18 protein-coding genes are annotated in these 21865 nt (G+C 72.6%); 10 read left to right on the forward strand and 8 right to left on the reverse strand.

The window, feature by feature from the left end; all coding sequences use genetic code 11:
- Window positions 1-3: 3 nt before the first annotated feature.
- From ACFWRV_RS12220 to ACFWRV_RS12235, 4 genes are all read right to left on the reverse strand, one after another.
- Window positions 4-2022 (reverse strand): BTAD domain-containing putative transcriptional regulator, encoded by a 2019-nt coding sequence (locus ACFWRV_RS12220; protein ID WP_384332258.1) that lies wholly within the window; start codon window positions 2020-2022, stop codon window positions 4-6.
- Between the two features lie 80 nt (window positions 2023-2102).
- A complete protein-coding gene (locus ACFWRV_RS12225; RefSeq protein ID WP_384332261.1) occupies window positions 2103-2351 on the reverse strand; it encodes a hypothetical protein in 249 nt (82 codons plus the stop codon).
- Between the two features lie 272 nt (window positions 2352-2623).
- A complete protein-coding gene (locus ACFWRV_RS12230) occupies window positions 2624-5209 on the reverse strand; it encodes an ABC transporter permease (protein ID WP_384332265.1) in 2586 nt (861 codons plus the stop codon).
- Entirely contained in the window at window positions 5206-5994 is a 789-nt protein-coding gene (locus ACFWRV_RS12235; protein WP_384332268.1) for an ABC transporter ATP-binding protein, read from the reverse strand. Before ACFWRV_RS12235 ends, ACFWRV_RS12230 begins: the two co-directional genes overlap by 4 nt.
- A gap of 589 nt (window positions 5995-6583) precedes the next feature.
- Between ACFWRV_RS12235 and ACFWRV_RS12240 the strand changes: the two genes are divergently transcribed.
- From ACFWRV_RS12240 to ACFWRV_RS12275, 8 genes are all read left to right on the forward strand, one after another.
- Entirely contained in the window at window positions 6584-8083 is a 1500-nt protein-coding gene (locus ACFWRV_RS12240) for an MFS transporter (RefSeq protein ID WP_384332408.1), read from the forward strand.
- A gap of 32 nt (window positions 8084-8115) precedes the next feature.
- Window positions 8116-8409 (forward strand): ArsR/SmtB family transcription factor, encoded by a 294-nt coding sequence (locus tag ACFWRV_RS12245; RefSeq protein ID WP_384332271.1) that lies wholly within the window; start codon window positions 8116-8118, stop codon window positions 8407-8409.
- Window positions 8406-8795 carry a VOC family protein gene (locus ACFWRV_RS12250; RefSeq protein ID WP_384332274.1) on the forward strand — a complete coding sequence of 130 codons (390 nt, stop codon included), beginning with the start codon at window positions 8406-8408 and terminating at the stop codon, window positions 8793-8795. Before ACFWRV_RS12245 ends, ACFWRV_RS12250 begins: the two co-directional genes overlap by 4 nt.
- A gap of 520 nt (window positions 8796-9315) precedes the next feature.
- Window positions 9316-11250 (forward strand): ATP-binding protein, encoded by a 1935-nt coding sequence (locus tag ACFWRV_RS12255; protein WP_384332277.1) that lies wholly within the window; start codon window positions 9316-9318, stop codon window positions 11248-11250.
- Window positions 11251-11364: 114 nt separating this feature from the next.
- The gene (locus tag ACFWRV_RS12260; RefSeq protein WP_384332280.1) at window positions 11365-11811 is read left to right on the forward strand and encodes a roadblock/LC7 domain-containing protein; all 447 of its coding nucleotides are present in this window, start codon (window positions 11365-11367) and stop codon (window positions 11809-11811) included.
- On the forward strand, window positions 11808-12164 hold the full coding sequence (locus ACFWRV_RS12265) for a DUF742 domain-containing protein (protein WP_384332283.1): 357 nt from the start codon (window positions 11808-11810) through the stop codon (window positions 12162-12164). Before ACFWRV_RS12260 ends, ACFWRV_RS12265 begins: the two co-directional genes overlap by 4 nt.
- Window positions 12145-12762, forward strand: a complete 618-nt coding sequence (locus ACFWRV_RS12270; protein ID WP_384332286.1) for an ATP/GTP-binding protein — start codon at window positions 12145-12147, stop codon at window positions 12760-12762. The genes ACFWRV_RS12265 and ACFWRV_RS12270 overlap by 20 nt, the downstream gene beginning before the upstream one ends.
- Complete coding sequence (locus tag ACFWRV_RS12275; RefSeq protein WP_384332289.1) at window positions 12759-14054, forward strand: cytochrome P450; 1296 nt, start codon at window positions 12759-12761, stop codon at window positions 14052-14054. The genes ACFWRV_RS12270 and ACFWRV_RS12275 overlap by 4 nt, the downstream gene beginning before the upstream one ends.
- A 143-nt stretch (window positions 14055-14197) precedes the next feature.
- On the opposite strand, the gene ACFWRV_RS12280 is transcribed toward ACFWRV_RS12275, so the two are convergent.
- From ACFWRV_RS12280 to ACFWRV_RS12295, 4 genes are all read right to left on the reverse strand, one after another.
- Window positions 14198-15349 carry a cytochrome P450 gene (locus ACFWRV_RS12280; protein ID WP_384332292.1) on the reverse strand — a complete coding sequence of 384 codons (1152 nt, stop codon included), beginning with the start codon at window positions 15347-15349 and terminating at the stop codon, window positions 14198-14200.
- Window positions 15350-15686: 337 nt separating this feature from the next.
- Window positions 15687-16628, reverse strand: a complete 942-nt coding sequence (locus ACFWRV_RS12285) for a cellulose-binding protein (RefSeq protein ID WP_384332295.1) — start codon at window positions 16626-16628, stop codon at window positions 15687-15689.
- Between the two features lie 217 nt (window positions 16629-16845).
- A complete protein-coding gene (locus tag ACFWRV_RS12290; RefSeq protein ID WP_384332296.1) occupies window positions 16846-19434 on the reverse strand; it encodes an SUKH-4 family immunity protein in 2589 nt (862 codons plus the stop codon).
- Between the two features lie 5 nt (window positions 19435-19439).
- Window positions 19440-20417 (reverse strand): SMI1/KNR4 family protein, encoded by a 978-nt coding sequence (locus ACFWRV_RS12295; RefSeq protein ID WP_384332299.1) that lies wholly within the window; start codon window positions 20415-20417, stop codon window positions 19440-19442.
- Window positions 20418-20652: 235 nt separating this feature from the next.
- Between ACFWRV_RS12295 and ACFWRV_RS12300 the strand changes: the two genes are divergently transcribed.
- Both ACFWRV_RS12300 and ACFWRV_RS12305 read left to right on the forward strand, forming a co-directional pair.
- Window positions 20653-21177 (forward strand): YwqJ-related putative deaminase, encoded by a 525-nt coding sequence (locus ACFWRV_RS12300; RefSeq protein ID WP_384332302.1) that lies wholly within the window; start codon window positions 20653-20655, stop codon window positions 21175-21177.
- Window positions 21178-21187: 10 nt separating this feature from the next.
- Window positions 21188-21700 (forward strand): SUKH-3 domain-containing protein, encoded by a 513-nt coding sequence (locus ACFWRV_RS12305; protein WP_384332305.1) that lies wholly within the window; start codon window positions 21188-21190, stop codon window positions 21698-21700.
- Window positions 21701-21865: the final 165 nt, after the last annotated feature.

Raw genomic sequence — 21865 nt, forward strand, 5'->3', positions numbered from 1 at the left:
GGATCACACCTTCTCTGTGCGGCGGTCGCGGATCCGGGCGGTTCTTCGTACGTGGGCGCGGAGCAGGTCGTGGATGCGGTACGGGCCCGGCGGGCCGTCCTCCAGCAGTCCGGCGTCGGCGAGTTGCTCCCGTACGGATTCGGGAACGGGTCCCTCGTCCTCGGGGCCCCGGTCGGCGAGCAGCTCCGGCGGGCCCTGGGCGAGGCGTTCGAACGCCTCCGACAGCCGGGGGTCGAGCCGGTCGAGCGCCCGGTCGAAGAGGCCGGTGACCGAGTGGTCCGGGGAGTCGGTCAGGGTGAGCCGGGCAAGCGGGTCCTCGCCCAGCCAGTCGACGGCGTCGGCCAGCCGCAGCCCCGGCCGGGTGAGCAGCCGGGCGGTGAGGATGCGCAGGGCGGCGGGGAAGTGGCCGCACACGGCGGCGAGCCGGTGGGCGGCGCGGGGTTCGGCCTCCACCCGCTCGGCCCCCAGGGCGGCCAGCAGCAGGGCGTGCGACTCGGCCTCGGTGAAGGCGGTCAGGCGCTGCACCCAGCCGCCGTGGGTCGCGATGAGCCCGCCGAGCCCCATCCGGCTGGTGACCACGACGGCGAGGTCCGGCCCGTCCCCGGCGTCCCCCTTCAGCGTGAGCAGGGGGCGCACCTGGTCGGCGTCGACCACGTCGTCGAGGATCAGCAGCGCGCGCCCCGCGCCCGCCGCCGCGAGCGCGGCGGCCACGTCGGCGGCGGCCTCCTCGGCGGTGCGGGGTTCGCCGTCCGCGCGGGTCATCCGGACGAGCAACTGCCCGGCGGGGAAGGCGTCCCGGACGATCAGGGCGACATGCCGGGCGAGTGCCGACTTGCCGATGCCGGGGGCTCCGGACACCAGGACGGTGAGGGGCCGGTGGTCCTCGGGGCCGGGAGGCGGGGGCTCCGTCAGGCGGGCGGCCATGGCGGCGGCCTCGGCGGCGCGCCCGGTGAAGTGCGGCACGGCGGGGACGGGCCCGACGCCGGAGGCGGCGGACGGGGCGAAGCCCCCGGCAGCGCCCGGGACCGCGGCCGGCGCGGAGCCCTGGACACCGACCGGCGCGGAGCCCGGGACCGCGGCCGGCGCGGCACCTTGGACCGCGACCTGCGTGGCGGCCGGAACCGCGACCGGCGCGGCGGTCGAGGGGGTGGACGAGGTGGCGGCCGGGGGTGTGGACGAGGTGGCGGCCGGGCCCACGGCGGAGGCCGCGTCCGGGGCGACCGCCGGGAGGGGGACGGTCTCGCCCCGGATGACCCGGGGGGCCGCCGAGCCCGCCGGGCCCAGGTCCTCGCCGCGCAGGATGGACAGCTCGAGCCGGCGCAGGGAGGGCGAGGGGTCCACGCCCAGCTCCTCCAGCAGGAAACCCTTGACCCTTCGGTACTCGGCAAGGGCCTGCGACTGGCGTCCGCAGCGGTAGAGGGCCTCGATGAGCTGCTCGTGGAAGCGTTCGTGCCCCGGGTGAACGCGCGTAGCGGTCCACAGGTCGACGAGCGCGTCACCGCAGCGCCCGAGCCCCAGCAGCAGGTCGCAGACCCGTTCGACCGCGCGCAGCCGTTCCTCCGCGAGCCGGGGCACCTCGTCGCGGTGCAGGACGACGGACCGTACGTTGGCGAGGAGCGAGCCCTGCCAGAGCGACAGGGCCTGCCTGAGCGCGCAGAGCTCCGCCTCCGGGTCCCGGTCCAGGGCGGCGGCCCGGCGCACCTGGTCGCGGAAGCCGAGGAGGTCCAGCGTCGGCGGTGCGGCGGTGATCCGGTAGCCGCCGGGCACCGCTTCGATGGAGGTGCCGGTGACCCCGTGCTTGGCGAACAGCCGGCGGAGCCGCAGGACGCAGGTCTGGAGGGCGGCGCGGGCGGTGGCGGGCTGTTCCTCGCCCCACACGGCGCGCTGCAAGTACTCCGCGGAGACTGTGGAGTTGGCGTGCAGGAGCAGCGCGGCGAGCAGATTGGCGGGCTTGGAGGGCTGGAGGACGACGGTGTCGGGACCGTCCGCGAGGGCCAGTGGCCCCAGAAGCTGGAACCGCATCAGGGACGGCGCCCCCAAGAGGCGACCCGACTGCCCTGCCCCTTCCGCGGGTTCCGCCGCGTCTGCCGGGCTCGCCACCTCTAGTCCCAGCCGTTGACCAGCTTGCACACCTGAACGGGTGTGGAGTCCGGGGGCAGTTGGCCGATGAGACCCGCCAGCTCCGTACAGATGAGCCGGGCGACGTGGTCGGCGGCGGGCGGCGGGCCGGCAGGGGTGGTGGCCGATGCGGTGCCGGTGGAGAGGGTGAGGGCGGCGAGGGCGATACCGGTGACGAGGGCGGCGGCTCTGGCCGGGCGGCGCTGCTTCTGCGCAAGCGGAGACCTTGACACGTGTTCCCCTTCGACAGTGGCGTCGGAGCCGGGGGGTCGTCCCGGCACGCACGACGATGCCAGCGCGGAACGCGCCACAAGAGAGGCCGCGGTGTCAGCTTGCTGCACGGGAGTGCGCCGCCCTGTGCAGCAAGCTGACACGGTCCGCCGTGACCGGCGGGCCGGGGCGGGGAACGGGCTCGGCCCCGGGACGTTTGGAGGAACGTCCCGGGGCCTGCCGGTCATCCTACGGTGACGCCCTCGGGCTCACCCCCCGCCGGGCGGGTGTGTGCTCAGCCGTCCGTCGCGATGGCGTTCAGGACGTTCATCCGGCCCGCCCGGAAGGCCGGGACGAGAGCGGCGAACAGTCCGACGAGAGCCGAGCAGGCGAAGACCGTGAGGATCGTCGGCCACGGGATCTCCAGGACCTCAAGTCCCTCCAGGGCCAGCAGCTTCTGGGCCGCGGTGCCCCAGCCCATCCCGAGTCCGAGTCCGAGCAGCGCCCCGAAGAGGGCGATGACGACGGACTCCAGCCGGATCATGCGGCGCAGTTGGCGGCGGGAGAGCCCGATGGCGCGCATGAGGCCGATCTCGCGGGTCCGCTCGACGACGGACAGGGCGAGGGTGTTCACCACCCCGAGCACCGCGACGATGATCGCCAGGGCGAGCAGGCCGTACACGATGTTCAGCAACTGGCCGATCTGGTCCTTCAGTTGCTCCTTGAAGTCGGCCTGGTTCTGCACCTTGTAGACCGGATACTCGGCGATGGCGCTCTTGAGGGCCGCGTACGCCTCCTTCTCCTTGCCCTCCTCCGCCTTGGCGAACATGACCACGTTCTGCGGCATCCGCTCGGCCGGGACGTAGGACGTCGCGGTCGTGAGGTTGGTGTACATCGCGCCGCGGTCGATGTTGGTGTCGTCGGAGGTGATGGCCGCGACCTTGAGCTTCGCGGTCTCCCCCGCCTTGAACGCGACGGTGATCGTGTCGCCGACCTTGATCCCGTGCCGCTCGGCGTAGGCGTCGCCGACGGACATGGCGTCCTTGCCGTACGCCTTCGCGAGGTCACCGGAGATGACCGTGCGGCGGACGTCCTGCTGGTACGTCGGGTCGGCGGCGGTGATCCCCTCGTCCTCGGTCTTGCCGTTCGGGGCGGTGACCTTCGCCGTGACGAAGGTGTAGTCGGTCATGTGCTCCAGGCCGGGGACGGCACGTACGGCGTCGGCGGCCTGGGGCACGATCGGGCGGCCGGTGCTGCTGTCCTGGACGATGAAGTCCGCGCCGACGGACTTGTCGAGCTCCTCGGTGGCCGAGGCCACCATGGAGGACCCGACGACGGACAGGCAGGCCACCAGGGCGAGCCCGATCATCAGGGCCGCGCCGGTCGCTCCCGTACGCCGCGGGTTGCGCAGGGCGTTGCGCTCGGCCAGCCGGCCGACCGGGCCGAAGAGCCTCAGGACGACGACGCTCAGTCCGCGCACCACGACGCCGGCCAGGAGCGGGCCGATCACGATGAAGCCGATGAGGGTCAGCAGCACGCCGAGGGCGAGGAACATGGAGCCTTCGGTGGCCTTGTCGGCCTGGGTCGTCGCCCACAGGGCCGCACCGCCCGCGGCCGTCAGGAACAGGCCGATACCGGCCCTGATCCACCCGGACCGGCCGTCGGCGGGGGTCCCGGCGTCGCGCAGCGCGGCCATCGGGGAGACCTTGCCGGCCCGGCGGGCAGGGACGTACGCGGCGAGGACGGTGACGACGACACCGAGCACGAGGCCGATCGTCGGGGTGGTCCAGGCGACGGTGAGGTCGTCGGTGGACAGCTCCATGCCCACGGCGCCCATCAGTTTCATCAGCCCGACGGCGAGGCCGACGCCGGCCGCGACGCCGAGCACGGAGCCGACGATGCCGAGGAGGACGGCCTCCAGGAGGACGGACCGGTTGACCTGCTTGCGGCTGGAGCCGATGGCCCGCATCAGGCCGATCTCGCGGGTGCGCTGGGCGACCAGCATCGAGAACGTGTTGACGATGAGGAAGATGCCGACGAGGAAGGCGATCCCGGCGAAGCCGAGCATCGCGTACTTCATGACGTCCAGGAAGGCGCCCATGGAGTCCTTGTTGGCGTCGGCGGCCTCCTGCTGGGTCTGGAGCTTGTACGCGGTCGAGCCGTCGAGGGCGGCGGCCACGTTCTTCTTGAGCTGGGTGTCGCCGACGCCGCTCTCGGCCGTCACCAGGACCTGGGTGAAGACGTCGGGGCCGCCCAGCAGGAGCTTCTGCGCGGTGGCGGTGTCGAGGTAGACGACGGCCGCGCCCGGGTTGGTGACGGTGAAGGACGCGATTCCGCTGATCTTCACCTTGAGGTCACCGGTGGCGGCGATGGTGCGCAGCTCGTCGCCGATCTCGAGCTTGTGCTTCTTCGCGGTGTCGGCGTCGATCATCGCCTCGGTGGGACCGCGGGGTGCGTTCCCGGAGGTGATCTCCATCGAACGCAGGTCGTTCTTGGTCCAGTTGCTCGCGATGGTGGGGGCACCGGTCTCGGAGCCCATGTTCTTGTTCTCGCTGTTGACGACCGTGACCGCCATGGACATCACGGCACCCTCGGCCCGCTCCACCCCCTCGGCCTTCTCGACCTGCTGGACGGCGGAGGCGGGCAGCGAGGCCGGCTTGCCACTGTCGGGCTGCTCTTCGCTCGCGTCCGCGTCCTTCGGGCTGACGGTGACGTCGGGCGAGGAGACGGTGAAGAGCTTGTCGAAGGTGGTGTTCATCGTGTCGGTGAACACGAGCGTGCCGCAGACGAACGCCACGGACAGCAGCACCGCGACGGCGGAGAGGGCCATCCGGCCCTTGTGCGCGAGGAAGTTGCGCACGGAGGTCTTCCAGACAGTCATGACGTCCGCCCACGTGCGTCGAAGTGCTTCATGCGGTCGAGGACCTGGTCCGCGGTCGGGTTGTACATCTCGTCGACGATGGAGCCGTCGGCGAGATACAGCACCCGGTCCGCGTAGGAGGCGGCGACGGGGTCGTGGGTGACCATGACGATGGTCTGGCCCAGCTCGTCGACCGACTTGCGGAGGAAGGACAGGACTTCGGCCCCGGCGCGGGAGTCCAGGTTCCCGGTGGGCTCGTCACCGAAGATGATCTCCGGCCGGGCGGCGAGCGCCCTGGCGACGGCGACGCGCTGCTGCTGACCGCCGGAGAGCTGGGTGGGGCGGTGCTTGAGACGCTCGGCGAGCCCGACCGTCTCCACCACCTGCTGGAGCCAGGCGGCGTCGGGCTTGCGGCCCGCGATGTCCATCGGCAGCGTGATGTTCTCGATCGCGTTGAGCGTCGGGAGCAGGTTGAACGCCTGGAAGATGAACCCGATCCGGTCGCGCCGGAGCTGGGTGAGCTTCTTGTCCTTCAGCTTGGTGATCTCGGTCTCGTCGAGGAAGATCTCGCCCGAGGTCACCGTGTCGAGCCCGGCCAGGCAGTGCATCAGGGTCGACTTGCCGGAGCCGGACGGGCCCATGATGGCCGTGAACTGCCCGCGGGCGATGTCCACGTCGACATGGTCGAGCGCGACGACCCGGGTCTCCCCGCCGCCGTACGCCTTCACGACCTGCCGCGCTCGCGCCGCGACGGCCGTACGCCCTCCAGTGCCCCCGTGCCTGGGAATGGTCACAGCCGTTGTCACGGTATTTCTCCTATGTCGGTCGATGACTGGACGTCGTCGGCTACGTTCCGAGTCTGGGTTCCGGACCGGGTCCGGCGCGATGGTGCTCAGCGCAGTCTTCAGGTGGGGTTTTCCCCACCTGCCCCCCTGCGGTGAGCCGTAGCGGCGACGTAAGAAGAGGTTAAGGAGACGCCCCCCGCCGCCACGTCCTCCGCCGGGAGGAACGGGCCCTGGCCACCATGAGGGGGCGCCCCCTAGGGGACTCGTCCCTCGGGTGGAGACGGGGTCAGGGGCACCTTTCGGGACGGTGGGACGACGGACAGGCCGCCCCGCCAAACGGAGCGCAGGGGTCCACCAAAGCCCCCTCCCCATCCGGCGCCCCAGGATGAGACAGTGCCCCGGGAGATACGTGCATAGGGAAGGAACCCCGGTGAGCGGCACGGACGGCACGAGCGACCCGGACGAGGACGCCACGAGCGACACGGGCGGTACGAGCGACCCGGACGAGGACGGCACAAGCGACACGGGCGGTACGAGCGCGAGCGCGGGCGCACCGCCCTCCTCCGCCCTCGCCACCCCCCGAGGCCGTCGCCCCGTCGTGGCGGCGCTGATGCTCGGCATGGCGCTGGCCGCCATCGACGGCACCATCGTGTCCACAGCCGTCCCGCAGATCGTCGGCGACCTCGGCGGCTTCACCGTCTTCTCCTGGCTGTTCTCCGGCTATCTGCTGGCCGTCACGGTCACACTCCCCCTGTACGGGAAGCTCTCCGACACCTTCGGCCGCAAGCCGGTCCTGATCGCCGGGATCATCCTCTTCCTGATCGGCTCGGTCCTCTGCGCGGCCGCGTGGAACATGGCCGCGCTCATCGCCTTCCGTATCGTCCAGGGTCTGGGCGGCGGCGCGCTCCAGGGCACGGTCCAGACCATCGCGGCCGACCTCTACCCGCTCAAGGAACGCCCGCGCATCCAGGCGAAGCTGTCCACGGTGTGGGCCACCTCGGCGGTGGCCGGCCCGGTGGTCGGCGGACTGCTCGCCGGGTACGCCGACTGGCGGTGGATCTTCCTGATCAACCTTCCGGTCGGGGCCGTCGCCCTCTGGCTGGTCGTCCGCCACCTCCACGAGCCCTCCCGCCCCCGGCCCGCCACCCGCCCCCGGGTCGACTGGGCGGGCGCGCTGGCCGTCTTCGCGACCGGCACCCTGCTGCTCACGGCGCTCGTGCAGGGCGGGGTGGCCTGGCCCTGGCTCTCGGCGCCCTCGCTCGGCCTGTTCGGGGCGAGCGCGGCGCTGGCCGCGCTCACCGTCGTCATCGAACGGCGGGCCGCTGAGCCGATCATCCCGGGCTGGGTGTGGCGGCGGCGCACGATCGCCTCGGTCAACCTGGCGCTCGGCGCGATGGGGCTGCTGATGGTCGCGCCGACCGTCTTCCTGCCCACGTACGCGCAGTCGGTGCTGGGCCTCGGCCCGATCGCCGCCGGGTTCGTCCTGTCGGTGATGACGCTGAGCTGGCCGGTCTCGGCGGCGCTGTCCGACCGGGTCTACAACCGCATCGGCTTCCGGCGGACCGCGATGACCGGCATGGGCGCGGCACTGCTGATCCTGGTGGCCTTCCCCCTCCTCCCCTATCCCGGTGAGCCCTGGCACCCCGCCCTCCTCATGCTCCTGCTCGGCGCGGCCCTCGGCCTGTTCCAGCTCCCGCTGATCGTGGGCGTCCAGTCGACGGTCGGCTGGGCGGAACGCGGTACGACGACGGCGTCCGTCCTCTTCTGCCGCCAGGTCGGCCAGAGCATCGGCGCGGCGCTCTTCGGGGCCGTCGCCAACGGGGTCCTGGCCGCCCGCCTCCTCGACGCCCCGGTGACCGGCCTCCCCGACGACCTGGACGCGGTCGCCCGCACCCTGGAGAACCCGGGCGCGCTCTCCGCGGCGGCCACGGACCACCTGCGCCGGGCGGTCGACGCGGCGGTGGACCACGTCTACATCGGGGCCGCCGGAGCCGCGGCCCTGGCTCTGCTCGCGCTGATCACCCTCGCCCCGCGCCGCTTCCCGGTCATCACGGAGACGACGGAGACGCCCGAGAGGACGCCCGGCGGAAGACGCGAGCACTCCGCTTGATAGGCAAGTCGCTACTTGCCTATTGTGGAGCCATGGCGGACGATGTCTTCAAGGCCCTGGCCGACCCCACGCGACGGCGCATCCTCGACGAGCTGACCGACCGGAACGGCCAGACGCTGTTCGAGATATGCGGACGGCTGGTGACCGGACACGGCCTGAGCCTGTCCCGCCAGGCGGTCAGCCAGCACCTGGCCGTCCTGGAAACGGCGGGCCTGGTCATCACGCGCCGCGAGGGCCGCTACAAGTTCCACGACCTGAACACCGAACCCCTTGAGCACATCGTCAGCCGATGGCTCGGACCGAAAGCACCGGAGAGCACCCCATGAGGATCAACCTGACCAGCGTCTTCGTCGACGACCAGGAGAAGGCCCTGCGCTTCTACACGGACGTCCTCGGCTTCGAGAAGAAGCACGACGTCCCGCTCGGCGGCGAGGACCGCTGGCTGACCGTGGTCTCGCCGGAGGACCCCGCCGGCGTCGAACTCCTCCTGGAGCCGAACAAGCACCCCGCCGTGCAGCCGTACACGACGGCCCTGGTCGAGGACGGCATCCCGGCCACCGCCTTCGCCGTGGACGACGTACGGGCGGAGTTCGACCGGCTGACCGGTCTCGGCGTCAGGTTCACCCAGGAGCCGGTGGAGATGGGCCCCGTCACCACCGCGGTTCTGGACGACACCTGCGGCAACCTGATCCAGATCATGCAGAGCGCTTAGGGCGAGCGTCCTCACGCCACCCTGTTGACTGGTGTCACTGAGCACGTACCGGTGCCATCCCGGATGTACCGGTGCCACAACGTCGGCCGATATGATCCGGCAAGGCTTTCCAGATTGGCCGAAAAGAATTCATCGGCCCCCAGGAATCAGCGCTTCGCGACGTGCACCGAGGTCGGCCGACGGCGCACCGCATATGCCCCGATCATTCCCCGGGGGCCATTCCACGCCGACGGCCGCGCGCGCGGCCCCGCCGCCTCGCGAGTACCACAACAGCCTTAACGCGCTGGCCACTTCCCGACAAAATCACTCTGCCTACGGACTATGCCGCTCGCCGGATCATCCGCCGCACAAGCATGTCTACGATGTGGTCAACCCCTGACAGGAAAGGCTGCTTCCGCTTTCCTCCGAACCACCGAGGTGCAGTGCACCTTCTCGGAGCGGCCGCACACCTTCTGCTCGGTAGAACTGAGGGACCGCATCCATGCCAAAACCCGAACCAGCCAGTCAGCGGCGGAGGCCGATGAACGCGCCCAAGGCGGCGATGGCGCCGCTTGTGGCGGTGTTGTCCGTGACCGCCGTCGCCGGGGCGGTGGCCGTGGTCCTGGCGCCGTCCGTGGCACGCGGCTGGGCGGTGGTCGTGGTGCTCATCGCCTGGGCGGTCCTGGCCGTGACGCTCGCCGTCGCCCACACCGTCACCCGGCGGACGCGGCGCTCGGCCTCCGCGCAGGCCGCGGAGGCCGAGCGGCTGAGGGCCTCGCTCTCCGCACTGGAGATGGACACGGCGCACACCGCTGATGTGGCGCTGCCCTCGCTGATCCAGCTGATACGCGGCGGAGTGAAGGCCACCGACGCGCTCGGCCGGATCCCGTCGCCGGGCAGCCCGCGTCAGCGCAAGCTCCTGCACCTGCTCGCCACCACGGTCGAGGGGCAGGAGCAGCAGACCGCCGCGCTGCGGACCGAGAGCACCCGGGTCCACGACGAGATGGGAACGGAGAACGCCCGGCTCCGCGAGGAGCTGCACGCGCTCGCCTCCGAGGTGGAACGCTTCACCCGCGACACCTTGCCGAGCGTGGCGGCCCGGCTCCGCGAAGGCGAGTCCGGCGCCGCGGTGCAGGCCGAGGTGTATCTGCCCCAACAGCCGCTGCTGCGCGCGTCCATCGAGGCGGTGCTCCGGGAGCTCGCGCTCAGCGAGCGCCGCGCCCTCGCCGCGCAGACCGCGTCCGCCAAGGCGCTCAGCCGCGTCCAGGCGAAGTCCGTCAGCATGCTCGCCGATCTGCGCGGCATGCAGGAACGTCACGGCGAAGAGGTGTTCGGCGATCTGCTGAAGCTGGACCACAGCACCTCGCAGCTCGGCCTGATGACGGACCGCCTCGCGCTGCTGATGGGCGGCCGGCCCAGCCGCGCCTGGAACAGGCCGATCGTCATGGAGAGCATCCTGCGGGGCGCGGTCGGCCGGATCGCCGCCTACCAGCGCGTACGGCTGCACTGCTCGTCGAACGTCGCCATCTCCGGCTTCGCCGCCGAAGGCGTCATGCACCTGCTCGCCGAACTGATGGACAACGCCGCCAACTTCTCACCGCCCATCGACGAGGTGCACGTGTACGTCGAGGAGCGCGGCACCGGCATCGTCGTCACCATCGAGGACAGCGGCCTGAAGATGGCCGACGCGGCGATGCGCCGGGCCGCGGACTCCGTCGCCGGGCGGCTGACCGACCTCGCGGCCCTCCAGGGCACGCGCCTGGGCCTCGCCGTGGTGGGGCGGCTCGCGGTCAAGCACCGGATCAGCGTCAACTACCGGCCGTCCTCGCGCGGTGGCACCGGAGTGGTGGTCCTGCTGCCACGCCATCTGATCGCGCAGGAGCCCCGCGAGAACCACCCGGCTCCGGGCCTCCGGGAAGCCGCCGCGGCGGCCGTGTCGCCGTCACCGACGCCCGCACCCGCTTCCGCTTCCGCTTCCGCTTCCGCCGCACCGTCGCCCGGACCCGCCGCACCGTCGCCCGAGTCCGCACCCGCGACACCGATGGCCGCGCTCCCGGCCTCGACACCGCCTGCCGCGCCCGTGCCCGTGACGCCCTCCCTGCCGGAAGTCGTCGCACCCGCCGCCCCGGCACCCGGCCAGACGCCCGCCCCGGCTCCCGCCCCGGCGGCCGACCACCTCGTCGTCCGTCCGCGTGAGCCCGAGCGGCCGGCGGCCCGCCCCGCGCCGGCCTCCACCCCCGGCGGCCTGCCCGTACGCACGCCGGGCCGCACCATGGGCGAGGCGGAGCGCGGCCGCCACCGGGGCTCGCCCGCGCCCACCTCCGCGGCGAACCCGCGGGGCGACACGCCACGGGCCACCCCGCCCCGCAGCGCGGGCCAGCAGTTCGGCGCCTTCCAGCGCGGCCGACGGCCCCAGGGCAACGCCTCCGGGGAGCCGGACGCCGGGACCGTACCGCCGCCGCCCTCCGCGCCGTAGCCCGGAACGCCATCCACAGGGTGCCCGGGTTCACCGGACGCGCTCGCTCGAACATCCGAGATTGGAGGTACGGGCCGTCGGCCGGTCCCCGGCGCCACGGTCCCGTCACTCATCATGCAGACCACAGACAACAGCCTCACCTGGCTCCTGCAGAGGCTGCTTGAGCAGACCCCCGGAACGCGGCACGCCCTGGCCCTGTCCCGGGACGGGCTCAAGCTCTGCTGGAGCGAGCACCTCACGCTCGACCAGGCCGACCAGCTGGCGGCCATCTGCTCGGGCATGCAGGCGCTGGCGCAGGGCGCCTCCATCGAGTTCGGCGACGGCTCCGGAGGCGTACGGCACTCGATGACGGAGTTCCACGGCGGCCTGCTCTTCATCGTCGAGGCCGGTGAGGGCGCGCATCTGGCCGTCGTCGCCACGGAGGAGGCCGACCCCAGCATCGTGGGCAACCAGATGACGCAGCTGGTCGAGCAGATCGGCGAACACCTGCGTGCCGCGCCACGCGGCACCGTACCGGGGAGCGCGTCGCCGGGGAGTACCTCACCGGGGAACGCGTCGTGACCCGCCGCCCCGTCGACACCGGAGCCCCCGACCGGCTCTACACGGTCACCGGCGGACGCAGCCGCGCCGCGGACTCCTTCGACCTGGTGACCCTGGTGGTCAGCGAGTCCCGGCCGACCACCGGCATGCAGTCGGAGCACGCGCGGATCCTCGACCTGTGCACCCACCCGACCGCCGTCGTCGAGATCGCCGCCGAACTCTCCCTCCCGGTCACCGTGGTGCGCATCCTGCTCGACGACCTGCACGTCATGGGACGGATCACCGCCCGCCATCCACGCGTGGCCGCCTCACCGTCCGCGCTTCCCGACTCCGAACTGCTGAAGGAGGTGCTCCATGGTCTCCGAAAGCTGTGAGCTGCCGGCCCAGCGCACACCGCTGGCCGACGCCGCCGAAACCGGCCTGAAGATAGTCGTCGTCGGAGGATTCGGCGTCGGCAAGACCACGCTCGTCCGCTCGGTGAGCGAGATCCGGCCGCTGAACACCGAAGAGGTCATGACCCAGGCCGGCGTCGGCGTCGACGAGACGGACGGCGTCGACGCCAAGACGACCACCACGGTCGCCTTCGACTTCGGACGCATCAGCCTCAACGAGCGCATCGTGCTCTACCTGTTCGGCGCCCCGGGACAGGAGCGCTTCTGGTTCCTGTGGGACCGGCTGTTCTCCGGGACGCTCGGCGCCGTCGTCCTCGTGGACACCCGCAGGATGGACGACTCCTGGTACGCGATCGACCGGCTGGAACACCACGGCACACCGTTCGTGGTGGCGGTCAACCGCTTCGACGACGACCTCGCCCACTCCCTCGACGAGATCCGCCAGGCACTGGCGCTGCCCGAGCACATCCCGATGATCGACTGCGACGCCCGGGTCCGGCGGTCCAGCAAGAACGTCCTGATCACGCTCGTCGACCACCTGCGCACGATGGCCATCGCCCGGGAGACGACAACACCATGAGCACCTCCAGCCCTTCAAGCCCCTCCAGCCCGCCCAGCCCCTCCTTCGACCCGAACACCGCCGCCCCCTCCGGCTGCCCGGTCGCCTCCGGTGCGGTGCGCCTGTCCGGAACCTCCTACCAGCAGACGCCCACGGAGCTCTACCGCTCGCTGCGGCGGGAGCACGGCGCGGTGGCACCGGTCCTCCTGGACGGGGACGTTCCGGCCTGGCTGGTGCTCGGCTACGCCGAACTGTCCTACGTCACCACGCACGACGAGCTGTTCGCGAGGGACTCGCGCCGCTGGAACCAGTGGGAGACCATTCCGCCGGACTGGCCCCTGCTGCCGTTCGTCGGCTACCAGCCGTCGGTGCTCTTCACCGAGGGCGACGAGCACCGGCGCCGGGCGGGCGTCATCACCGAAGCGCTCGAAGGCGTCGACCAGTTCGAGCTGGCACGCGACTGCCGGCGCATCGCCGAACGGCTGATCGCGGACTTCGCCGGAACCGGCCGGACGGAGCTGATGAGCGGTTACGTCCACGCGCTGCCGATGCGGGCCGTGGTCCAGATGTGCGGCATGCCGGTGTCGGGCTCGGACACCCAGCAGTTGGTGGACGACCTGCGCATCTCACTCGACGCCGGCGAGGGGGACGACCCGGTCGCGGCCTACGGACGCGTCGGCGAGCGGCTGCGCCAACTGGTCAAGGACAAGCGGGCGGCTCCCGGACCCGACGTCACCTCCCGCATGGTGACGCACGAGGCGGGCCTCACGGACGAGGAGATCGTCCAGGACCTGATCTCGGTGATCGCCGCGGCCCAGCAGCCCACCGCCAACTGGATCTGCAACACGCTGCGACTGCTGCTGACGGACGAACGCTTCGCGGTGAACGTCTCCGGCGGCAGGCTCAGCGTCGGCGAGGCGCTCAACGAGGTGCTGTGGCTGGACACCCCGACGCAGAACTTCATCGGCCGCTGGGCCGTACGGGACACCCAGCTCGGCGGCCGGCACATCCGGGCCGGCGACTGCCTGGTCCTGGGAATCGCCGCGGCCAACACCGATCCCGAGATCTGGCCGGAGGCGTACGTCGGCGCCGAGAACTCCGCCCACCTGTCGTTCAGCGGCGGCGAACACCGCTGCCCCTATCCCGCACCGCTGCTGGCGGACGTGATGGCCCGTACGGCGGTGGAGACGCTGCTGGAACAGCTGCCGGACCTGATGCTGGCGGTCGAGCCGGCGGAGCTCACCTGGCGGCCTTCGATCTGGATGCGCGGACTGTCGGCGCTGCCGGTCCAGTTCAGTCCGATGGCGCAGTAGCGGGGCACCGGGGTGAGCGGCCGGAGCCGGGGCCGGAGCCCCGGCCCGGAGTACCGGTGCCGGAGCCCGCGGGATCCGGGACCGGCCCCGCCCCGGTCCCGGCCCCGCCCCGGCCGCTCGGGGGCGACGGCGTTCCGTTCCGGTCAGCCGGACACCGGTGTGAACCGGACCGGCAGGCTCTTCGGCCCCCGGGTGAAGACACCGTTCTCGACCGGATCGAAGCCGTCGGCCAGCCGCAGGTCCGGCATGGCGTCCAGCAACTGGCCGACACCGATCTCCACTTCGGACCTCGCCAGCAGCGCACCGACGCAGAAGTGCCGGCCGAGCGCGAAGGCGAGATGGTCGGCCGCCGCCGAGAAGGCGTTCGTGGCGGACAGGTCCTCGCGGAAGATGTCGAAGACATCGGGGTTCCGGTAGCGGTCCTCGTCCCGGTTGGCGGCCCCGATCAGGCAGGTCACCGTGGAGCCCGCCGGTACGGTGCCGCCGCTCAGCTCCACCTCCGCCGCCGACTGACGCATGATCATGTGCACCGGCGGTGTGTAGCGCAGCGTCTCGGCGAAGGCCCGCGGTATCAGGCTCCGGTCGGCGCGGACCGCCGCCAGCTGCTCGGGGTGGGTGAGCAGGTTGGCGAAGATCCCGGCGATGGCCTTGTCGGTGGTCTCCCCGCCGGCCGCCAGCAGCAGACTGCAGAACGCCTTGACGTCCTCGTCGCTCATCCGGACCCCGTCGACCTCCGCGGTGCACAGCGTCGACAGCAGGTCGTTGCCGGGCGCTTCACGCCGTTTGCGGATGATCGGCAGCATGTACTCGGCGAACTCGGCACGGGTACGTTCACCCGCCCGCGCCACGTCCTGGTCGCCGGAGAGATTTCCGAGAAAAGCGATGACGGCCGTATACCAGCCGTGAAAACGCTCATAGTCGGACTTGTCCAGACCGAGCATGTCCGCAATGACGTTCACGGGAAAACGGGTGGCGTAGTCGGTGACCAGATCGACGGAACCGGAGTGACGGAACCCGTCGATCAGTTCGCGCGAATTGCGCTCGATGACCGGTAAAAACTTGTCCCGCAGGTCGCTGCCCCGGAAGGCGGGCGCGACCAGAGCCCGGCGCACGGCGTGCTCGCGCCCGCTGAGCTGCAGAATCGTCCGCCCGTGCACGGGCTCGATCTGCCAGTCGTAGTTCTCGGTGGTGAATTCACCGGCTTTGTCCTTGAAGACGCGCTCCACGTCCTCATAACGCGAGACGATGTAACTCCTGGTGGCTTCGTGCCACAGGAGCGGCGAGTCATGACGCATCCGGCGATACGCCTGATAGGGGTCTCTCTCGAACTCGGGTGACAAAATGTCCGGCGCTGGGACCGACATGAACACTCCCTGGTGAACGGGGAACGGAAACGTGTGAACCGATCACTCCCATCACCTCCCGAGAACGCGCATTCGTCAAGGGTTGCCACCCGTTGCGACCTGCTCGGACCCACCCGGTCCGCCGCCCCGGCGAGGGAGCGGACGACCCGCCCGCCCCCGGCCGACGGGATGCGCTCAGCCCATGCCGCGGGCCGACGGGGAGCGCTCAGCCCTCCGGCCCGGGCAGGAGGGAGCGCTCAGCCCCCCACCCCGGGGCGACGGGGAGCACTCAGCGCTCCGACCCGTCCTCCGCTTCGTGCCCCGATCCGCCCTCCGGCCCATCCCCCGACGACGGTCCCCGCCCCGTCAGCGCCGCCAACGAGCTGCGTACGTGCGCCATATGGGCCTGGGCCTCCTCGCGGCCCTCCTCGTGCTCCCGCAGGATCCGCTCCGTCTCGCGGACCACCCGCTCCTCACGGACCCGGGCCTCGGCCAGCAGCTCCGCCGCCCGCGCCTCCGCGTCCTCCTGGCCGTGCCGAGCCGCCTCCTGCGTGGCGGCCAGACCCCGGCCCGCCTCCGCGAGCAGGGTCTCCGCCCGCTCGGTCAGCTCCGCGTACCGAGCCTCCAACGCCCCCTCCTCAGAAGCCCGTTCGGCCTCGGCCGCCTTGAGGCGCTCCGCGTGCTCCTGCTCCTGGTGGGCCAGCACATTCGCCGTACGGCTGCGGGTCTCCTCCATCGCCGAAGCCGCCGCCGACCGCATCTCCTCGGCGTCCTGACGGGCCACCGCCAGCAGACCCTCCGCCTCGCGGACCGCCCCGGCCACCCTCTCCTCGGCCGCCTGCTCCGCCGTTGCGCGCACCGCGTCGGCCGCCTCGCGGGCCGCGTCCCCGGCCGCCCGGCCCGCCGCCTCCGCCTCGTCCCGGAGCGCCTGGCCCGCCGCCACCGCTTCGGCGTCCAGCGCCTCCGCCTCGCCCTCGGCCAGGGCCAGAATCCGCTGCGCCCGCTCCCCCAGCTCCGCGTAGTCCTGCACGGGCAGCGTCGCGACGGTCTCCGCCAGCCGGGCCGCCTCGGCGAGAAGCTCCTCCACCCGGGCCGTCAGCCGCGCGCGCTCGGCGAGCGCTGCCTCCCGCTCGGCCGTCAGCGCGGCCATCGCCCGGTCCACCTGCTCCGGGCGGTAACCACGGCCCCGCACGCCGACGACGTCGAACGCGGACACCGGTCCAGCACTCATCCCCGAAACCCCTCTCCGACCCGCCGACACGCGCCGCCACACCACGGCATCCCGTGATACGTCAAGGATGCGGCAATTGGTGCCGGAAGTCGGAATCGATCAACGGCATTCAGGCCGGAAGCGACCGGCATCACAGACCCGGGCGAACCACCGCACAGCGAGGCGCCCGGACCCTTCCCGGGTCCGGGCGCCTCGATCAGACCGTCGGATCAGGCCGTCAGATCAGGCCGTCCCACATCTGCTCCAGCAGCACCGACCACCAGCTCTCCGGCGACGCCAACGCCGCCGGGTCCAGGGCCACCAGCTGTGCCTGGAAATCGACGGTCCACCGGCCCGCCTGCTCCGGGTTCAGCCCGAACCGCAGCCGCCACATCCGGCCCAGCAGCGCCATCGACCGCACGAACTCCGGCAGCCCCGTGTTCACGAACTGCGGCGGCACCGGCTGCCCGCCGGGCCCCGCCTCCACCGGAACGGCCACGATGTTCGCCGTCCCGTACTGCACACAGATCGCCCGGCCGAAGTCCGTACCCATCACCAGGTACGACCCCGCGTCCGGCGCGGGCTGCACCTGCCGCTGCGCCGCCAGCTCGCCCAGCGTCGGCACCACCGGCTGCCCCGGCTGCGCCCAGAAGAACGGCCCGAAATCGGCGGGCAGCCCCGCCCAGACCAGGGTCCGCGCGACGACCTCGGGCACCCCCTGACGGGACACCGCCCGCTGGTCGAACCGGAGAATGCCCTGCGGACCGAACGCCTGCGCCAGCTCCTCGGCCACCGCCTCCGGCGGCAGCGCCGGCGCGGGCGGCATCTGCGGCAGCGGCGCCCGCACCGGCGCGGGCCGCGCCGGGCCGTCCGCGACCTGGTGCAGCTCGCCCTGGTGCGTGAGCAGATGCTGCATGCCCTGCTGACGGCTGGCGTGATCCGTACCGTACGGAGCGACACTGGTGATCCGCACCTGCGGCCAGGTCTCCCGGATCATCCGGGCGCAGTACCCGCCCGGCAGCTCACAGGACTCCAGCTCCGTGTGCAGCTCGATGACCTGCTGCGGCGGCACGTTCATCGCCCGCAGCTCGTGCAGCATCTGCCACTCGGGGTGCGGGGTGCCCGGCGCCGAGCGGCGGATCAGCTGCTGCTCGCTGCCGTCCGGAGCCCGGAACCGCAGCACGGCCTGATAGCCGGGGCCCACGGTCGGCTGACCGGTGGGCTGCTGCGGATAGCCGTACGCCGGGGGCGGCGGGGTGTGCGCACCGGGAGGCGGACCGGGCGGGCCGGGCGGCTGCGGTACGGGACCGGGGGCCCCGGGCGGACCGGGAGGCCCGACCGGCCCCGGGCCCGCGAACATCGTCTCCGCGTGGTGCACCCCACCGCCCGGAGGCGGCGTGGAGCCCGGCGGCGGCCCGGGCGGACCGGGAGGCTGCGGCGCCCGCGGAGCACCCGGGGCGCCGGGCGGGCCAGGAGGCTGCGGGGCCCCCGGGGCACCGGGCGGACCCGGCGGCCTGGGCGCACCCGGAACGCCCGCACCGATGCTGCTCCCGTCGGCGAGCATCGTCGCGGCATGGTGCACCCCGCCACCCGGAGGCGGCGTGGAGCCGGGAGGCGCGGGCGGACCGGGAGGAGCCGGGGGCCCGGGGGGCGGCGTGGAACCCTGCGGCGGACCGGGCGGGCCCGGAGGCGGGGTGGCGCCGGGCGGGCCGAGCTGGGAGACGAGCTGCGTCGGGACGTACCCGCCCGCCGGAGCACCGGGCGCACCCGGCCCCAGCGGCGGCGGCGTCGCACCGGGCGGCATTCCGGGAATCCCCGGCGCACCGGGCGGCGGCGGCGTCGACGGACCGCCCCCACGCGCCCCGCGCGGCGGCACCACGGCCTTGCTGGTGGCCGCGTCGGCGATGTCACCGGCCCCGCCCGGGGCCCCCGGCTGCGGCCGGAGCGAGGGCGCGACCTGCGTACGCGGCAGCTGGCTGCCCCCCGACATCAACGCGGTGGGCGCCTCCGCCGGAACGACCGGCGGCGGGGCCTCCTCGTCGTCCGTGCCCGACAGCGGCGGCGCGAACACCGTCGCGGGCAGCGGGACGGCCGCGTCGTCGGAGCCGGAGTTGGTGTCCGTACCGGCCCACGGGGTCGCCCCGGCGGGCACCCCGTCGGAGGCCGTGGGCTCGTAGGCCGCGCCACCGCCGGCGGCGGGCCACGACGCGGCGGATCCCCCAGCGGAAGGCGGCGGCGTCCTGTCCGCGGCGGACGGTGCGGCCCCCCGCGCGGACGCGGCGAGAGGACTGGCACCGGGGGTCTCACCCGACGCTGCCGGAGACGGAGCCGAAGAAGAGGGAGAGGGAAGAGAGGGAGAAGAGGGAGAGGGAGAGGGAGACGGGGACGGGGACGGGGACTGCGTCGACGGCTCAGCCGCCTCCGCCTCTCGCCGCTCCGCCCGATGATCCGGAATCCCCAGCTTGTCCGCCGCTTCCTGAAGCCACTCCGGCGGCGTCAACAGGAACGACGTCTGGTTCAGGTCCACCCGCTGCGGCGGCTCGGGAGCCGCCGCCGGCGCGCCCGCCGGAGCCCCGTACTCCTCCTCGTACCGGCGGATCACCTCACCCACCGGCAGTCCCGGCCACAGCGTCGCCTCGCCGCTGTCCCGGGCGATCACCAGCCGCTGACGGCCGCCGTCCGAGACGGGACCCTCCGGCCGGTCCTCGGCCCACACCACGAAACCCAGCTCGAACTCACGGACCCGCACCTCACGGTGCTGATACGCGGGCACGTCACCGTTGACCCACTCGTCCGCCCGCTCCTGCGCCTGCGCGAAAGTCACCACCGCGCTCACCCCTCCACCGGGACGGCGCGCGCGAAGCCGCCGTCCACCATCAGGTTCGCCACGGTCTCCAGCTCCGGCGGGTTGCCCGCCAGCCGCTGGAGGAAGGCGTCGAAGTCCGTACCGCAGGGCAGCAGCAGCCGCTCCACACGCTCCTGGACACTCCAGCCGTCCTGGTCCCGGGCATCGTCGTACGGGCAGAACCACACCGAACCGGGGTCCTGACCGCGCACCTTCACGGCGAGAATCCCGCCCTGGACGAACGCGACGCCCAGGAAGTCCTTGGTGAAGTGGTCCCGCAGGCACTTGTTCACGTACACCAGGTCGTTCATCGCGGCCTCGTCACGCACCGTGAAGAACGGCTGGTCCACCAACAGCCCCAGCTCCGCGTCGAGCGCGGCGCCCACCGGGGCCGAACCGCCCGCCGCCTTCAGGAACGAGCGGTACGCGCCGGGCAGCCGGTAGCCGAGGTCCTCCTCGACCCCCTGAACCTGCTGCTCGCTCACCGCACCCGCGCCCTTCGGCAACCGGAAGTGCGCCGGACGGGTCTCCTGCAACGGGCGCGTACCGCGCCGGTCCTGGTCCACGTCGGTGCCCGCCAGACCACCGTGATGACGCAGCAGCGCCTTCACCTCGACCGGCACCAGCTCCATCCGCCGGCCGCCCGGCACGTGGTGCCAGGTCCAGCCGTGCGGGGTCGCCACCGCGGGAATCGTGTCCCACAGGTCGTGACCGCTCGCCGCCATCGCCGCGTTCGCCGACACGTAATCGGTCAGGCGCAGCTCGTCGATGCCGAAGCCCGGAGGCGGATCGGCGATCTCGGCCGCGGCGCGCGCGTACGGCGAGAGAACCGGGTGGCCGTTCCCGTCCATCCGGACCCCGCCGGGATGCCGGGACGCCCGGACCGGATCCGGGAAATTCACGACCTGCCCGGCGTAGGCGGCGTTCGGTGGCGCGGCTTGCTGCCCGAGCCGACCTGTCGTCATGGCTGATGCCCCCTGCTGCGTCCGGTGTTCCGCACAGCCTAAGCGGTGGGGCAACAGGGAACCCCGTCCCGCCGGTTCCGTCACGAACGGTCACATTCGCGTGACGGTGCGGCGACGGTCTCGCACCGTCCGGCGACACGCAGACACGTTTCCCCCACCCAGCTTCCCCACCATGCGGCACATTTGACAGGCTGTCCCCGCAACTCGGGGGATTGCAGGGAGGGACGTCAGCACGATGCATTCCACACAAACCGTCACATCAGGGGATCCGCGCCTCAGCTGGAGCAGCACCGAGACCAGCCGTACGCCCCGACTGATCCACCGCCGCGACGGGATCCTCCCCGCCGTGGCCGCCGCGCTGTCCGTCCGCGGCGAGACGCTGACCTGCACCGCGGGCAAGGGGGACCAGCCACCGGTGCTGCACCCGCTCGTCCAGGACTTCCTCGACACCCTCACCAGCGGCCAGCGTGAACGCTTCACCGGCCGCTGCCCCGAAGCCATACTCGTCTCCCGCCAGCTCACCGCCGCCGAGGGCGGGCGCTCCAAACGCGCCCAGCGAAAACCCCTGACCAACGGGGAAGCGCGCCGCGCGCTCAAGCACGCGCGGCTGACCGCCCGCCGCATCCGCGAGGACGGCGACCCGCTCCACGGCAGCTACGCACCACCGTGCCGGTCCTGTTCGGCGCTCCTGTCCCACTTCGGCGTACGCCCCGTCGACCTGACCTCCACCGGCGCCGCGACCACCGCCGAGAAGGGCTGACCGCCCACCGATGCACGACCGCCAGCAGCACACCTCCACCACCCGCTTCCCCGTCGCCGTCGACGCCGCCCTGCGCGAAGCGGGCTGGCAGCCCGGGCGCTGGGACATCCGCCAGGCGGAGGAATGGGCCGACGCGCTGCGCTCCCACGCCTCCCCGGCCGGCCACCGGCACGCCGTCTTCCCCGCCGCGGTCGAGGCCTGGGCGGAGTTCGGCGGCCTCCGCATCACCGCGTCCGCGCCCGGCCGCCACATCGCGCCCGCCGCGGTACGGGTCGACCCCCTGCACGGACTCCACCTGGCCCGGACGCTCGGGGACCTCGGCCGGGCCCTGGAGACGGAGGTCAGTCCGCTGGGGGCGGAGGGGGAGGAGCAGGCGGTTCTCGCGATCGACACGGAGGGCCGGGTGTACAGCATCGACCACACGGGGGACTGGTTCCTGGGCCAGGACATCGACGAGGCGCTGGCGACCCTGGTCACCGGCACGCAACCGGCGCGCCTGTCCTCCAGCCCGCCCGACGCCTGACCCCAGGCCGGGCCATCCCCAGCCCGGCCGCCCCCAGCCCGTCCGGCGTTTGAGCCCAAGCCCGGCATCCCCAGCCCCCTCCGACGCTTGAGGGCAAGCCCGTCCATACTCAGCCCGTCCGGCGTTTGAGGACGGAACCGTCGCTGCGGACGAACGGGCACCTTC

It is taken from the genome of Streptomyces sp. NPDC058576 (genome assembly GCF_042718715.1).
Classification (GTDB): Bacteria; Actinomycetota; Actinomycetes; order Streptomycetales; family Streptomycetaceae; genus Streptomyces.

Excerpts from the sequence above, each read along its gene's own strand:
- ACFWRV_RS12220 (WP_384332258.1), bottom strand. The coding sequence starts at position 2,022 with ATGCGGTTCCAGCTTCTGGGGCCACTGGCCCTCGCGGACGGTCCCGAC.
- ACFWRV_RS12230 (WP_384332265.1), bottom strand. The coding sequence starts at position 5,209 with ATGACTGTCTGGAAGACCTCCGTGCGCAACTTCCTCGCGCACAAGGGC.
- ACFWRV_RS12240 (WP_384332408.1), top strand. The coding sequence starts at position 6,584 with ATGCTCGGCATGGCGCTGGCCGCCATCGACGGCACCATCGTGTCCACA.
- ACFWRV_RS12245 (WP_384332271.1), top strand. The coding sequence starts at position 8,116 with ATGGCGGACGATGTCTTCAAGGCCCTGGCCGACCCCACGCGACGGCGC.
- ACFWRV_RS12250 (WP_384332274.1), top strand. The coding sequence starts at position 8,406 with ATGAGGATCAACCTGACCAGCGTCTTCGTCGACGACCAGGAGAAGGCC.
- ACFWRV_RS12255 (WP_384332277.1), top strand. The coding sequence starts at position 9,316 with ATGAACGCGCCCAAGGCGGCGATGGCGCCGCTTGTGGCGGTGTTGTCC.
- ACFWRV_RS12260 (WP_384332280.1), top strand. The coding sequence starts at position 11,365 with ATGCAGACCACAGACAACAGCCTCACCTGGCTCCTGCAGAGGCTGCTT.
- ACFWRV_RS12270 (WP_384332286.1), top strand. The coding sequence starts at position 12,145 with ATGGTCTCCGAAAGCTGTGAGCTGCCGGCCCAGCGCACACCGCTGGCC.
- ACFWRV_RS12275 (WP_384332289.1), top strand. The coding sequence starts at position 12,759 with ATGAGCACCTCCAGCCCTTCAAGCCCCTCCAGCCCGCCCAGCCCCTCC.
- ACFWRV_RS12280 (WP_384332292.1), bottom strand. The coding sequence starts at position 15,349 with ATGCGTCATGACTCGCCGCTCCTGTGGCACGAAGCCACCAGGAGTTAC.
- ACFWRV_RS12285 (WP_384332295.1), bottom strand. The coding sequence starts at position 16,628 with ATGAGTGCTGGACCGGTGTCCGCGTTCGACGTCGTCGGCGTGCGGGGC.
- ACFWRV_RS12295 (WP_384332299.1), bottom strand. The coding sequence starts at position 20,417 with ATGACGACAGGTCGGCTCGGGCAGCAAGCCGCGCCACCGAACGCCGCC.
- ACFWRV_RS12300 (WP_384332302.1), top strand. The coding sequence starts at position 20,653 with ATGCATTCCACACAAACCGTCACATCAGGGGATCCGCGCCTCAGCTGG.
- ACFWRV_RS12305 (WP_384332305.1), top strand. The coding sequence starts at position 21,188 with ATGCACGACCGCCAGCAGCACACCTCCACCACCCGCTTCCCCGTCGCC.